Origin of the sequence: Geoanaerobacter pelophilus, from assembly GCF_018476885.1 — a bacterium.
GTDB classification, from domain to species: domain Bacteria; phylum Desulfobacterota; class Desulfuromonadia; order Geobacterales; family DSM-12255; genus Geoanaerobacter; species Geoanaerobacter pelophilus.
In genome coordinates this window covers 139,615-154,937 of sequence record NZ_JAHCVJ010000001.1, presented here as the reverse complement: position 1 = coordinate 154,937, position 15,323 = coordinate 139,615, and the positions used below count along the sequence as shown (strand labels likewise).

The following is a 15,323-nucleotide window of genomic DNA, read 5'->3' as shown; positions in this document are numbered from 1 at the left end:
TTCAGTGTTTATTTTTTCTTGTTGACGGGGGATATGATTCTAACGGCTTTTTCCTGGATAGCGTGCGTTATTTCTCTATGCGTATCCGCTTTGATTTTTTTAAGAGGTGGAAGAAATGCCCCTACCTTTCTGCTTGCTACTTCTCTTATCACCGCTGCTTTTCTTGAGGGTGCGGAAGCTCTATCATTAACCCCTTCATTTGAATATCTCCCATTAAAAAGTTCAGTAATTTTTCTTGAAAGTGCATTACCGGTGCAGCTTTTTTTCTTCAGCCTCTTCTATGCCCGGGAGTTTTCTTGGAGAGATGCTTCCGCGATATCTCGTCTCTTAATAGTTTTATCTCCTCTTTTATTAGTATCCGGGCTGTTTCTTCCTCCGGACCGTCTTTTTTATTCACCTGATTTCCTGTCAGAGCGAATGCTTTTTTTGAGTAATCCAGGTTTTATATTCTATATTGTTGTTTTTATTTACTTAGTATCAGCTCTTTTTAATTTGGAAACGACATTTCGTTCGGCACTACGCCCAGAACAATGGCAGATAAAATTTAGCATCGTCGGAGTTGGAACCCTTCTAGGCTTTTTTATATTTTATTATAGCCAGGGGCTTCTTTATCGTTCAATCAACATGAACCTTGCGCCATTACGTACTCTGTCACTTATTGTTTCAGGTTTGTTTCTGGCTTATTCGCTTCGTCGCGCCAGGAGAAGGATCAGGGTCACTCTTTCACGGGAAATGGCGTTCAGGTCACTCGTGCTGGTAATTGTTGGTGGCTACCTGATACTTCTCGGCATGCTTGGCGAGGGGCTTAAATACTTCGGAGAAGCGTCTCAACAGATAGTTTTCATCTCGGTTTTTTTCCTAGGGTGTATTTTCCTGGTTGTGCTTCTGTTGTCGGAGCAAATGAAACGTAAAATCAAGGTATTCATAAACAAGAATTTCTTTGATAATAAGTATGATTACCGAGTGCAGTGGCTTAATTTCACAAGCAGGATTGCTGAAACTCGAAACAATACCGAGTTGGATCATGCAATTCTTTCAGGGTTTTGCGATACCTTTGCCATGGGGGCTGCCATGATTTATATCTGGGCTCCCGAACAGCAGGTATATTTCAACAGAGGAGCATATCGTGTTGGTCTTGAACGGTTCACTCTTACTAGGGATAATTCACTTATCAAGTATATGGCAAAACGAGGATGGGTATTTAATGCAGATTATTATGAATCTGCTGTTGATGATAGGGATATTAACTCACTCTCTTCAGAGAAAATTGCCTTCACTGTGCCGATTTTCATGGGGAGTGAACTGCAGGGTTTTGTTGTTCTGTTGCGACCGATAAACAAAGGAGAAGAGTATACTTACGAAGACTACGATCTGATGAAAACACTGGCAAGCCAAGCGGCCTTTGCTCTTGCAAGTGCAGGGCTTGCCGAACAACTTGCTGTGGCGAGGGAAATGGAAGCTGTCGGTAAAATTACTACTTTTGTCATGCATGACTTAAAAAACCTGGTTTACAGCCTTTCTCTTCTTACCGATAACGCCGTTGACTATATTGGCGAGCCGGAATTTCAGAAAGATTTATTGGACACACTTAGTAACACTGTTGCCAAAATGAAAGCCCTTATTGCTAAGTTAAAGGATCTTCCTGAGAGAGATCAACTTGATCTGGGGGAAGTGGACCTTCTTGATATTACCGCTGAAGCAGTTGCCTCTATCCCATGTGGTGATATAAAGGTATCTGGTTGTAATGTTATTGTGGTGGCTGATCAGCAGGAGCTGAGCAAAGTGCTGATCAACCTCTTGATTAATGCCTTGGATGCTTCAGAAACTGGGGCTGCGGTTAATGTGGAAGTGGGAGTGGCGGAGCAACAAGCGTATATCCGGGTTATTGACCATGGATGTGGGATGACGCCAGATTTTATAAGAGGGCAGCTGTTCACCCCTTTTAAAACGACCAAGAGCAAGGGGTTAGGCATAGGATTATATCAGTCGAAACAGATTATTGAAGCTCATCAGGGACGAGTTGAAGTAGAAAGTACGCTGGGTAGCGGATCAGTCTTTACTGTCTGGCTTCCACGTTCAGGACCTCTTTACTGACAATTTGGAAGGGTTTAGTAAAATGGAAAAACTGCTTATTGTAGATGATAATGAGGATATCCGAAAACAGCTCAAATGGGGGCTCAGCAAGGATTATCAGATAATGCTTGCAGCTAATGTGGCAGAGGCTTTGGCCTATTTCACTAAACACCGGCCATCGGTAATAACCCTTGATTTGGGGCTTCCACCATTTGTCGAGACCTCAGATGAAGGGTTTCGGTGTCTGACGGAAATGCTCAAAATCGATCCCTCCATTAAAGTCATTGTCATCAGCGGTAATGATGAGAGGGTAAATGCCCTGAAATCAATAGAAATGGGAGCCTATGATTTCATTCAAAAACCGGTGAACCTTGATGAATTGAAAGTTATCCTCTCAAGAGCGTTTCAACTCCATTTACTTGAGAACGAGAACAAGCGATTGCAGGGCGAACTTAAAAACCGCCCCGGGGAATATGGGGGCATTTTAGGCCAGTGCTCTGAGATGCAAACTGTTTTTTCAACAATTCGGAAAATTGCGGCATCTGATGTTGCAGTGATGATAAATGGTGAGAGCGGAACCGGTAAAGAGCTGGTGGCTCGCGCTATACATTCAGCAAGTCTCCGCAGTGGGGGACCGTTTATTCCGATTAATTGCGGTGCTATTCCAGATAACCTTTTGGAAGCAGAGCTTTTCGGTCATGAAAAAGGGGCCTTCACCGGCGCCATGGCAAAAGTGCAGGGAAAATTTGAATATGCAGACAAAGGCACACTCTTTCTCGATGAAATCGGCGAGTTGCCGCCCCCCTTGCAGGTTAAACTTCTGCGCTTTCTTCAGGAGAAGCTTGTTCAGCGGGTCGGTGGCCGGGAAGATATTCCAGTCGATGCCCGGATAATTGCAGCTACCAACATAGATATCACCAAAGCGATGTCCGAAGGGGCATTTCGTGAGGATCTGTATTACCGGATAAGTGTTGTTACCTTGGAACTACCTCCTCTGAGAAGTCGCGGAGAAGATATTGCCCTGCTGGCTACTTTTTTTCTGCGAAAGTTCAACGAAGATTTCAGGAAAAAGGTTCGTGGTTATTCCGCGTCTGCCATGGATGCATTGAGGGGATATACCTGGCCTGGAAATGTTCGTGAGCTTGAAAACAAGGTTCAGCGGGCGGTTCTGATGGCAACCGGCAATCTTATCGAACCTGAGGATCTGGGATTTACCCCTCAAACAGGCAGTGCCGCGGCTAGGGGCGGGGCGCTTACCTTGAGAGAAGCACGCGAGCGTCTTGAGATAGACCTTATCAGGGGATCGCTTTCCGCAAATGCAGGGAATATAGCGAAAGCGGCAGATGATCTTGGTGTGAGTCGTCCTACCCTGTACGACCTGATAAAGAAATATAGTATTGAGGTTTAAATCTCGGGCATTTGTATCCCTACTTGATGGTGAAAGTTTAAAAAAATGAAGGTCATAACTTCTGAAGAGATGCAGAAAATTGATCATGCCGCGATCAACAATTATGGCGTCCCAGGCATTCATTTGATGGAACGGGCCGGAGAGGCTTGCGCCGATGCCATCAGGTCTCGTTTTTCCACAGCTACTCGGAAAAGTGTGCTTATTTTCGCTGGTAAGGGGAACAATGGTGGCGACGGTTATGTAATCGCCAGTAAGCTGCATGCTTTCGGCTGGGACGTTTCATTGGTTATCCTTGCTCATCGCAGCGACATCTCTGGGGATGCGGAAATTAGTCTCAGCAGGCTTCCGAATAGTGTCATGCTTAAGTGCTGTTGCGACAACGAATCGTTGGCTGCGTTTTCAGACCTGGGGCAATATGCGCTGGTAGTGGATGCGATTTTTGGCACCGGACTCAAAAGCGAAATCTCAGGCGTGTACCGTCAGGCGATTAAGCTGATTAACTCGTCGGGGCTACCGGTTATTGCAGTCGATATTCCATCCGGTGTTGATGGCAACACAGGGGCAATCCTCGGTGTTGCCATCAGAGCTGATTTGACCATTACCTTTGCTGCGGCAAAATTAGGGCATGTTCTTTACCCTGGGGCTGTTTGCACCGGTGAGTTAATGATTGCGGATATTGGAATCCCTTCTGAAGTTGTGCAGCGTGCCCACGGATATGAATTTGTTGATGCAGGTTCTGCAACAGCTCTTCTCATGCCGCGTTTACCAGTTTCTCATAAAGGTAGTTTTGGGCACGTGCTTATTGTTGCCGGTTCAACCGGGCATACCGGAGCCGCAGTGCTGGCGGGAGCTTCTGCCGTGCGTTCCGGGGCAGGGCTGGTAACCCTTGCTGTACCCTCGAGCCTGAACCAGATATTTGAAATAAAAACAACCGAAGCAATGACTCTACCCATTGAAGATGCCGGGCGAGGATACTTGAGACGAGAGTCCCTAGCTCATATCTTGGCTGGTCTGGCCGGCAAGAATGTTGTAGCGCTTGGACCTGGGTTGTCGCGGCAACCTGAGACGGCACTTCTTGTTCAGGCGTTGCTGACAGCAGTTTCTCTTCCTCTGGTAGTTGACGCTGATGGTTTGAATGCTATTTCCGAAAATGTTTCTGTCCTTGGCAAGAGAGCAGCTTCCGTGGTGGTTCTCACTCCGCATCCAGGGGAGATGGCTCGACTTACCGGTCTTTCAATTGCCGAGATTGAAGCTGATAGAATCGGGGTTTCGACTAAGTTTGCTCAGTTACACAAGGTGTATTTGATTCTTAAAGGCGCAAGAACCATCATTGCGTCGCCTGACGGGGAAGTGGCGATAAATGGCAGTGGTAATCCCGGGATGGCTTCGGGCGGCATGGGTGATGTTCTTACCGGGATTGTCGCTAGCCTCATAGGCCAGGGGTATCCTCCATTTAATGCCTGCCGGCTTGCTGTATTCATTCATGGCTATGCTGCTGACCTTGTTGCACAAGAAAAGGGAGAAGTAGGTCTCATCGCATCTGATGTTGTTGCAAAACTTCCAGTTGCCTTGCAGCGACTATTGCGTGATTGTAAAAGCCGGGCTGGCTTGGACCTGCAAAATTATGGCAAGCAGAGTCCGCGGCTATCTTGATTTTCATTTGGTTTGGGACCGCCACGCACAAAAGGAGAAATAAATGCTTAAAGCATCTGATGTAATGACCAAGGATGTCATCACTGTAACCAGAAAGACAGATGTCAGGGAGTTGGCCGAGCTTTTTGTAACACATCGGATCAGCAGCATTCCCGTTGTTGAAGATGGTGTCCTGGTTGGCATGGTGACAGAGACTGACCTGATCGAAAAGGACCGCAATCTGCACATCCCTACGGTTTTTTCACTGTTTGACGGTGTCTTCTATCTTGAAAGCGGAAAAGTGCTGGAACAGCAGTTGAAGAAAATCACCGGGCATACCGTAGGGGATATTTGCTCCGGTAAGCTTGCTGCGGTCTCTCCAGACACTGAGATCAGTACTATCGCTGATCTTATGAGCGCCAACCGTTATAATGCCGTTCCGGTAGTGCAGGACGGGTCACTTGTCGGTATTGTTGCCAGAATTGACCTGATTCGGACTATGATCGCCCAGGGTGATGTGTGAATGAGTTGATCTCCGAGAGCGCCATTGATACCTTCAATTACGGGCGAATTCTTGGCGGCCTGCTGGAGAGTGGTGACTTTGTGGCTCTTATCGGTGATCTTGGCGCTGGGAAAACCCATTTCGTAAAAGGCATTGCTCATGGGCTTGGGGTTTCGCCCGATGAGCCAGTTTGCAGCCCTTCCTATACGATCCTCAATATACACCAGGGGCGCATTCCGCTTTACCATTTTGATCTGTATCGACTGAACGATGAAGGACAAGTTTCTGACCTTGGGTTTGAGGAGTATTTTGATGGGCCGGGAGTAACCGTTGTAGAATGGGCGGATCGCTTGGGAAGCCTTATGCCGCAGGATAATCTAAGGGTTGTTTTCTGCTTGGAAGGCGTGGAGAGGCGTAGACTCTGTTTCCAGCCAGCCGGCGATCGCTCACGTGGACTATTACGGCGTATCGCCACTGTTTTACCGTAGAAAAGTGTTTGACCTGCCGGGAAATTCTTGCTAAATACAAAACCTCCCTGATCATTGGGAATCCCTCAGCTTTGCTGTAATTATCCATCTAAGGAGGATTGAAGAGATGGCTTTAGTGGTACAAAAGTACGGCGGAACATCCATGGGTTCCATAGACCGCATAAAGAATGTCGCAAAAAGGGTTGCTAAGACCTATGATGCCGGGAACGACATGATTGTTGTTGTTTCTGCAATGTCCGGCGAAACCAACAAATTGGTAGCATTAGCAAATGAGACCTGCGAATTTCCTGACAACCGAGAATATGATGTTCTGGTTGCTGCCGGGGAGCAGGTGTCTATCGCCTTATTGGCAATGTGTCTCAAGTCATTGGGATACAAGGCAAAATCATATCATGGTTGGCAAGTGCCGATAATTACTGATAGTGTTTTCAGTAAGGCCCGGGTAGAAGAGATTCCTGATGAAAAGGTGAGAGCAGATCTCAAGGATGGCGTGATTGTTGTTGTCGCCGGTTTCCAGGGGATTGACCGCGAAGGAAACATCACAACCCTGGGGCGCGGTGGTTCGGATACCTCGGCAGTTGCGATGGCTGCAGCTCTGAAAGCTGATGTGTGCGAGATCTACACTGACGTTGACGGCGTTTATACTACGGACCCGAATATTTGCCAGGATGCCCGTAAGGTAGAGAAAATATCTTACGAAGAGATGCTGGAACTGGCTAGTCTTGGGGCAAAGGTTCTCCAGATTCGCTCAGTTGAGTTTGCCAAGAAATACGACGTAGATATTCATGTTCGTTCGAGCTTTAATGATAATCCCGGAACCATGGTTACCAAGGAGGATAAAGATATGGAAGCAGTACTCGTTTCAGGCATTGCCTATGACAAGAATGAAGCAAAAATAGCCGTTATGCATGTCCCGGATAAACCAGGGATTGCAGCAAAAATACTTTCCCCTCTTTCGGATGCCAATATTTCAGTGGATATGATAGTCCAGAACGTCAGCGAGGCCGGCAACACGGACTTTACTTTCACCGTTACCAAGGCTGACTTCAAAAAAGCCCTTGCCATAACCAGAGACACTGCCAAAGAAGTTGAGGCAAAGGATGTTGTCACTGACGAGAATATCTCCAAGATTTCCATCGTTGGTGTAGGGATGCGTAGTCATGCAGGAGTAGCGACCAAGATGTTCCAGTCGCTTGCGAAGGAAGGGATCAATATCCAGATGATCTCCACCTCTGAAATCAAGGTTTCGGTTGTGATCGATGCAAAGTATACAGAGCTTGCCGTGCGGATTTTGCACGACGCATTCGGCATGTCAGGAAACTAACTTTCATTATTTCCGATAATTTATTGATTCTTCAGGTTTTTTTTGTGCGGCTTGCGTCTGTGCAGCCCTCTGACAATTATGATCTTGTGAAAGACCGGACCTGGAAGATTTGTTGATAAGGGGTGTAACTAATGGGCATGGTTAAGTTATACGATACTACGTTGCGGGACGGTACTCAGTCCGAGGACATTTCCTTTCTTCTTGAGGATAAAATCAGGATTGCCCATAGGTTGGACGAATCCGGCATTCACTACATTGAAGGGGGATGGCCGGGTAGCAACCCAAAAGATGTGGCCTTCTTCAAAGAGATAAAAAAGGAAAAGCTTTCTCAAGCCAAGATTGCTGCTTTTGGCTCTACTCGTCGCGCCAAAGTTACTCCTGACAAGGACAATAACATCATTACGCTGATCAAGGCCGAACCTGATGTAATCACAATTTTTGGCAAGACGTGGGATTTTCATGTTCGTGAAGCTCTTCGGATATCTTTGGAGGAAAACCTTGAGCTGATTAACGATTCTCTCATTCACCTGAAAAAGAATGCTCCCGAAGTATTTTATGACGCAGAACATTTCTTTGATGGTTACAAGGCAAACCCGGAATATGCCATTAAGACTCTCCAGGCTGCAGAAGACGCCAAGGTCGATTGCATTGTCTTGTGTGATACAAATGGCGGTACTATGCCCTTCGAGGTGGCAGAAATAATCAAAGCCGTTAAGAAGCAGATCAAGACCCCATTGGGGATTCATACCCATAACGACGGGGAATGCGCTGTCGCAAATTCACTAGTTGCTGTCAATGAGGGGATCGTTCAGATTCAGGGAACCATTAACGGTTTTGGAGAGCGTTGTGGTAATGCCAATCTCTGTTCGATAATTCCGGCACTTAAATTAAAAATGAAACGGGATTGCATCAACGAAGAGCAGTTGAGAAAGATGCGAGACCTCTCTAGATTCGTCTACGAACTGGCTAATTTCTCTCCACCGAAGCATCAGGCATATGTGGGCAATGCTGCCTTTGCCCATAAGGGCGGAGTGCATGTCAGCGCTATTCAACGGCATCCGGAAACCTATGAGCATATCCGGCCTGAACTGGTAGGAAACTGCACCAGAGTGTTGATTTCCGACCTTTCCGGCAGGTCAAATATCTTGGCCAAGGCGGAAGAGTTTAATATTAACCTTGATAGCAAAGATCCGGTAACCCTTGAAATCCTCGATAACATCAAGGAGATGGAGCACCGTGGGTTTCAATTTGAGGGCGCAGAGGCCTCTTTTGAGCTTTTGATGAAGCGAGCGCTGGGAACCCATAAAAAGTTTTTCTCCATTATCGGTTTCAGGGTAATTGACGAAAAGCGTCATGAAGATCAAAAAGTAATCTCCGAAGCTACGGTTATGGTCAAGGTGGGCGGCAAAATTGAACATACTGCGGCTGAGGGGAATGGTCCTGTCAATGCACTAGACAACGCTCTGAGAAAGGCACTTGAAAAGTTCTACCCAAGGCTTAAGGAAATGCGCCTTCTTGACTATAAGGTTCGAGTTTTACCTGGAGGCCAGGGGACAGCTTCAGTGATTCGTGTTCTCATAGAATCTGGGGACAAAGAAAGCCGTTGGGGTACGGTTGGCGTTTCCGACAACATTATCGATGCATCATATCAGGCGCTCATCGATGGAATAGAGTATAAGCTCGACAAGGTGGAAGAATAGAATCTTATTGCAGGTTGTTTACGTCTCGCATGTTTTAGTTTGTTTTTGTCGAAATCTGTAATAGAGCCATCCTTCTAGGATGGCTTTTTTGCTAGGAGCCAGTTTTATGTTGAATCTGTTAAGCTAATATATTAATGTTAACGCTTTGAGCGGACATGGCGGAATTGGCAGACGCACCAGACTTAGGATCTGGCGCCGAGAGGTGTGGGAGTTCGAGTCTCCCTGTCCGCACCAATTGATGCAATCAAGAGTATATTATTAGTTAAGTGGATCTGAATCGCCACAATTTAAGGCTCGATATGAAGTTGTGGTACCGGGAGAATTGATACGGCAGTATCGTGTTTTGAGAGATTTCATTTTTCATCAATGGTTTGATTTTAACTTTTGCACCAACCTGCTTCAGGTTTTACCTACTTGTTTACCTGCCAATTTATCGTTTGAGCTTCTACGTGCTACAACTGCCATTTGAGATGCTTTAATACTTTAACAAATATATGAATTCTGTTTTTAAATAAGTAAATACTATCAGGAGAGTCCAATCAATGCAGATCACAATTGAAGAGTTAAGCTCAGTTAAAAAGAAGATCAATTTCCAGATACCTTCTGAGCGAGTTGCATCTGAAATAGACAAGGCATATGAAAAAATAAGAAAAAACGCTGCTCTGAAGGGTTTCAGGAAAGGGAAGGCGCCACAGTCTGTTATCGAGAAACATTATAGCGATGTCATGGCGGATGATGTGCTGCGCACTCTTTTCAATGAAGTCTACTATAAGGCCCTTGCAGACCATAACGTGACCCCGGTTTCGTATCCTGAACTTGAAAGTGATGATATAGTTCGCGGTGATAGCCTTAAGTTTTCTGCAACGGTTGAAGTTGTCCCCGAGATCACTTCTGTTGACTATAAGGGTTTGAAGGCCGACAAAGAGCTTTTTGTTGCTGACCCGGATAAAGTTGAGAAGCGTCTTCAGCAGATAAGGGAAAACATGGCAGAGTTCTCGCCAGCTGAGGCTGGAGTGACTGCTGTTCAAGGAGACATGGTTACTATTGATTTTGTCGGGTCGATCAATGATGTCCCTTTTGATGGCGGTAAAGGAGAGGATGCGCAGCTTCAACTCGGGGCTGGCCAGTTTATTCCTGGGTTTGAAGAGCAGATAATCGGAATGGCTGCTGGTGACCAAAAGGACATCAAGGTGACGTTCCCTGCCGATTACCATGCAGCAGATCTTGCCGGCAAGGAAGCGACATTTGCCATCAATCTTAAAGAGATCAAGAATCGGAAACTCCCTGAGCTTGATGATGACTTTGCTAAAGGCATGGGAGATTTTGAGACAATGGAACAGTTGCGTTCCAAAATATCCGAGTCTATTGAAAAGCAGGAAAAAGAGCGGATTGAAGCTGACTTGCGCGAAATGCTAATGAAGGCCCTTGTTGACAAAAACCCTGTTCAGGCTCCGAATGTATTGATCGATAGGCAGGTAGATCTCATGCTTGAAAACTCCAAAAAGAGACTTGCATCTCAGGGAATGACTCTGGAGATGATGGGTATGGATGAAGCTAGCTACAAATCTGAATTCCGCGACGTTGCAGAACATAAAGTCAAGAGTTCACTACTGGTAAGTGTTCTTGCTCGCCAAGAAGAACTGAAAGTGGAGGAGTCTGATATTGAAAAACAGCTGAAAAAAATCGCTGAAGAAAACGGCCACGATTTCGATAAGCTTAGAGAGTTCTACAAAAACAATCAACAGGCAGGAGAAACTCTTCATGATTATCTCCTCGATGAAAAGGTTTTCTCCTTGTTGATATCAAACGCAGAGATTACTGAGACCGCAAAAGCTTGAAACCAACATTTTAATCTTTAATCAAGGAGCAAATTGATGCTTGTGCCCATAGTCGTGGAACAGACCGGTAGGGGGGAACGTTCCTACGATATTTACTCCAGGCTGCTTAAGGACAGAATTATCTTTCTAGGTGGGCAGATCGACGATCAGCTCTCGAATCTCGTCATTGCTCAGCTGCTTTTTCTTGAGGCAGAAGATCCTGACAAGGATATCCATCTGTACATAAATTCGCCGGGAGGAGTTGTTACATCCGGGCTTGCTATCTACGATACCATGCAGTACATAAAGCCTGCTGTAGCGACGATTTGCGTCGGTCAGGCTGCATCAATGGCGGCTCTTTTACTGGCAGCAGGCGAGCATGGCAAGAGATTCAGCCTTAGTAACTCACGAATCATGATACACCAACCTCTCGGAGGATTCCAGGGGCAGGCTACGGACATTCAGATTCAGGCTCAAGAGATTCTGCGACTTAAGCAACGCTTGAATGAAATGCTTGCCAGCCATACCGGCCAGCCTTTGGAAAAAGTTCAGACAGATACAGAAAGAGATTACTTTATGTCTGGAGAAGAAGCCTGTAGCTATGGTATCGTCGATTCAATCATGAACAGAAACACCCTTGGAGGTGCCAAGTGAGCAGAAGAGACGACAGGACCGAGAACCTGATATGCTCGTTTTGCGGTAAGAGCCAGGACGAAGTAAAGAAACTTATTGCTGGCCCCACCGTATATATTTGCGATGAATGTATTGAGTTGTGCAATGATATTATAGCCGAGGAATCAAAGCTTGAAGAAGCTATGAGTCCTGATGTTCGCAAGTTGCCGAAGCCTCAGGAGATTAAGGATGTTCTTGATGAATATGTAGTTGGGCAGGATCGTGCCAAAAAGACGCTTGCGGTGGCGGTATACAATCATTACAAACGCGTTGAAGCGATGGGAAAACCATCAGAAGTTGAGATGCAGAAGAGCAATATTCTTTTGCTTGGGCCTACTGGATCGGGTAAGACGCTGCTTGCGCAAACTTTGGCAAGGATACTTAAGGTTCCCTTTGCCATGGCAGATGCAACAAACCTGACTGAAGCCGGTTATGTTGGTGAAGATGTTGAGAATATCATATTGAACCTTCTTCAGGCCTCAGATTATGATGTTGAAAAGGCCCAGAAGGGAATTATCTACATTGATGAGATCGATAAGATAGCGCGTAAGTCGGATTCTCCTTCGATAACAAGAGATGTTTCCGGTGAAGGAGTTCAGCAGGCATTGCTCAAGATTATCGAAGGGACTGTCGCCAGTGTTCCTCCCAAGGGGGGGCGTAAGCATCCTCAGCAGGAATTTTTGAAGGTAGATACGACCAATATCCTTTTTATCTGCGGCGGTGCTTTTGCCGGGTTGGACAACATAATTCAGCAGCGGATAGGGGTAAAGACCCTTGGCTTTGGGGCTGAGGTTAAAAAGAAGTCTGAGAAGAAAAGCGGTGAATTGCTGGCCGAAGTAACGCCGGAAGATCTGTTGAAATTTGGCTTTATCCCCGAGTTTGTTGGCCGTCTCCCTGTGTTAGCAACTCTGGCTGAGTTGAATGAGGAGGCAATGGTTCAGATTCTCAAGGAACCTAAAAATGCTCTGGTTAAACAGTATCAGAAGCTATTCGAGATGGAGCATGTGAAGCTCAAGTTCACTGATGGTTCGCTGGTGGCAATCGCCAAAGAGGCCTTGAAAAGAAAGACTGGGGCGCGAGGACTGCGCTCGATACTTGAAAACGCCATGCTGGATATTATGTATGAGGTCCCTTCTCAGACCATGGTCAAAGAAGTTGTGATTAATGAAGATGTTATTTATCGCAAAGAAAACCCTATTATCGTCTATGAAAATATGGCGGAGTCTGCATGAAAGACGAAAAAAAGCCTGTAAAAAAGAGTGTCCGTTCAGTCAAGGGAGGGGGTCTGAAAAGATTCCCTCTTTTAACATTAAGGGATATGGTCATATTCCCGCATATGGTTGTCCCACTCTTTGTCGGGCGTGAAAAGTCAGTCCGGGCTCTGGAAATATCCATGAGCAGCGGCAAAGAGGTATTCCTGGCAGCACAGATGACTGCGTCAACTGAAGATCCCTCTACCGATGAAATTTATTCTGTCGGGACAGTGTGTCAGATTTTACAACTGCTTAAACTGCCCGATGGTACAGTCAAGGTTTTGATCGAAGGTAAAAGGCGGGGTGAGATTACTGCATTTATTAATTTGCAAGATTATCTGCAGGTCGATGTAAGGGATATTGTTGATACTATAGACGGCTCAAACGAATTGGACTCACTGGTTCGAGTGGTTACTGCAAGTTTTGAGAACTACCTTAAGCTCAACATCAATGCACCACAGGAGAATCTTGAGTCTATCAAGAGCATCAAGGATCCCGGTCAATTGGCTGACAGCTTGGTATCGCATATCTCGATGAAACTGCCGGACAAGCAGGCACTTCTATCCATGCCTTCACCGGTTCAACGGCTTGAAAGGCTGCTTGTGCTGATGGAGGGTGAGATTGAGATCCTCCAGATTGACAAAAAGATAAAAGCACGTGTTAAGAAACAGATAGAGAAGACCCAGAAAGAGTATTATCTGAATGAGCAGATGCGAGCCATTCAGAAAGAGTTAGGGAATAAGGATGACTACAAGCAGGAGATCAGGGAGCTTGAGGAAAAAGTTCAGACGATCCCGCTTTCAGAGGAAGCCAAGAAAAAGGCTCTCGCAGAATTAAAAAAGCTGCAGTATATGTCTCCAATGTCTGCAGAAGCAGCTGTCTCGAGGAATTACCTTGATTGGCTTTTTACGCTTCCCTGGGGAAAGTTATCAGAAGAACTGGATGATCTGCTGCAGGCTGAGGAGGTATTGAATGCCGATCATTACGGTCTTGAGAAAGTCAAAGAGCGAATAATTGAGTTTCTTGCCGTACGTTCTTTAGTCAAGGACTTGAAGGGGCCTATCTTATGTCTTGTCGGACCGCCAGGTGTTGGCAAGACTTCTCTTGCGCGTTCAATTGCGAGAGCTACTGGCCGCAACTTTGTCAAAATGTCTTTAGGGGGGGTACGAGATGAGGCAGAGATCAGGGGGCATCGGAGAACCTACATCGGATCGATGCCGGGCAGGATCGTTCAGAGCCTGAAAAAGGCCGGAACTAACAACCCTGTTTTTTTGCTTGATGAAATTGACAAACTTTCATCGGATTTTCGTGGTGATCCGGCATCCGCACTGCTTGAAGTGCTAGATCCTGAACAAAACTTGGTGTTTTCAGATCATTTCATGGATATAGATTATGATCTTTCCCGAGTCATGTTCATAACAACTGCTAACTCATTACATTCCATCCCTAGGCCTCTTCTGGACAGGCTAGAAATTGTGAAACTGGAAGGTTATACCGAAAAAGAAAAGGTGGAGATCGCAAAGCGTCATTTGGTCAGAAAGCAACTGGTTGCCAACGGATTGCTGGATCGTGGTGTTTCTTTTAACGATAGTGCGCTCTCTGAGATTATTAGGCACTACACAAGAGAATCGGGCGTTCGTAATCTTGAAAGGGAAATTTCCGGGGTTTGCCGCAAAGTTGCTCGTTTAGTGGCAGCCGGATCGCGGAAAAAATTTGTTATCAGGCCAGTTCAGGTTCGTGAGTTTCTCGGGGCAAGGAAAATAGTCCCTACCAGTCCAGAGCTGGGTGAGGCGACAGGGCTGGTAACCGGGCTTGCTTGGACGGAGACTGGTGGCGATTTGCTAAGCATAGAAGTGGCAGTTTTGCCTGGAAATGGCAAACTGACGATAACCGGGAAACTCGGTGATGTGATGCAGGAGTCAGCGCATGCCGCTTTAAGTTATGTCCGTTCAAGGGCACAGATGCTTGGGTTGGCACGAGATTTTTACAAAAATTACGATCTTCATATACATGTCCCTGAAGGAGCGATCCCCAAGGACGGCCCTTCTGCCGGGATTACCATGGCGACAGCAATTGCCTCTGCTCTCTCAGGAATGCCGGTGCGCGCGAGGATTGCGATGACCGGTGAAATAACGCTTCGGGGAAGAGTGTTGCCAATTGGCGGACTCAAAGAGAAGTTGCTTGCTGCGCGTCGTGGCCAGATTAGGACAGTCATTATCCCGCAAGAGAACCAAAAGGATCTCGATGAAATCCCTGACGAGCTTCTGAAGGGGGTAACTGTAAAATTAGTATCTCACATGGATGAAGTGCTGGCTGCCTCTCTATCCGGAGATTTCAGCGCTTCCTGGCTTCTTGCTGCCTCGGATGTTAGTCGCAAAGGGTCAGAAACGTCTCTCTCACATTAAGAGAAAAAATGCTTGACTTTAGGTGCGGTGCTTTGTTATAAATCTGCTT

At 46.2% G+C, this 15,323-nt stretch carries 11 protein-coding genes and 1 tRNA gene; all 12 read left to right on the top strand.

The features are described 5' to 3' along the window. The first annotated feature begins 33 nt into the window (after positions 1-33). The 12 genes from prsK to lon all read left to right on the top strand — a co-directional run bounded on the left by prsK (position 34) and on the right by lon (position 15,274). A complete protein-coding gene (prsK, locus tag KI809_RS00700) occupies positions 34-2,094 on the top strand; it encodes an XrtA/PEP-CTERM system histidine kinase PrsK (RefSeq protein WP_214169603.1) in 2,061 nt (686 codons plus the stop codon). Positions 2,095-2,116: 22 nt separating this feature from the next. Next, positions 2,117-3,481, top strand: coding sequence for a PEP-CTERM-box response regulator transcription factor (gene prsR / locus KI809_RS00695; protein ID WP_214169602.1), 1,365 nt, complete (start codon positions 2,117-2,119; stop codon positions 3,479-3,481). A gap of 45 nt (positions 3,482-3,526) precedes the next feature. Further along, a complete protein-coding gene (locus tag KI809_RS00690; protein ID WP_214169601.1) occupies positions 3,527-5,134 on the top strand; it encodes an NAD(P)H-hydrate dehydratase in 1,608 nt (535 codons plus the stop codon). A gap of 43 nt (positions 5,135-5,177) precedes the next feature. Beyond that, the gene (locus tag KI809_RS00685) at positions 5,178-5,636 is read left to right on the top strand and encodes a CBS domain-containing protein (protein ID WP_214169600.1); all 459 of its coding nucleotides are present in this window, start codon (positions 5,178-5,180) and stop codon (positions 5,634-5,636) included. Beyond that, positions 5,633-6,103 carry a tRNA (adenosine(37)-N6)-threonylcarbamoyltransferase complex ATPase subunit type 1 TsaE gene (gene tsaE / locus KI809_RS00680; protein ID WP_214169599.1) on the top strand — a complete coding sequence of 157 codons (471 nt, stop codon included), beginning with the start codon at positions 5,633-5,635 and terminating at the stop codon, positions 6,101-6,103. The genes KI809_RS00685 and tsaE overlap by 4 nt, the downstream gene beginning before the upstream one ends. A 106-nt stretch (positions 6,104-6,209) precedes the next feature. After that, positions 6,210-7,427, top strand: a complete 1,218-nt coding sequence (locus KI809_RS00675) for an aspartate kinase (protein WP_214169598.1) — start codon at positions 6,210-6,212, stop codon at positions 7,425-7,427. A gap of 131 nt (positions 7,428-7,558) precedes the next feature. Continuing rightward, positions 7,559-9,127, top strand: a complete 1,569-nt coding sequence (gene cimA, locus KI809_RS00670; RefSeq protein ID WP_214169597.1) for a citramalate synthase — start codon at positions 7,559-7,561, stop codon at positions 9,125-9,127. A gap of 149 nt (positions 9,128-9,276) precedes the next feature. Then, positions 9,277-9,361, top strand: a tRNA-Leu gene (locus KI809_RS00665). Positions 9,362-9,669: 308 nt separating this feature from the next. Further along, the gene (gene tig, locus KI809_RS00660; protein WP_214169596.1) at positions 9,670-10,965 is read left to right on the top strand and encodes a trigger factor; all 1,296 of its coding nucleotides are present in this window, start codon (positions 9,670-9,672) and stop codon (positions 10,963-10,965) included. 36 nt (positions 10,966-11,001) lie between these two features. Further along, on the top strand, positions 11,002-11,598 hold the full coding sequence (gene clpP / locus KI809_RS00655) for an ATP-dependent Clp endopeptidase proteolytic subunit ClpP (protein WP_214169595.1): 597 nt from the start codon (positions 11,002-11,004) through the stop codon (positions 11,596-11,598). Beyond that, complete coding sequence (clpX, locus tag KI809_RS00650; protein WP_214169594.1) at positions 11,595-12,848, top strand: ATP-dependent Clp protease ATP-binding subunit ClpX; 1,254 nt, start codon at positions 11,595-11,597, stop codon at positions 12,846-12,848. Before clpP ends, clpX begins: the two co-directional genes overlap by 4 nt. Then, entirely contained in the window at positions 12,845-15,274 is a 2,430-nt protein-coding gene (lon, locus tag KI809_RS00645; RefSeq protein WP_214169593.1) for an endopeptidase La, read from the top strand. Before clpX ends, lon begins: the two co-directional genes overlap by 4 nt. Positions 15,275-15,323 lie beyond the last annotated feature (49 nt).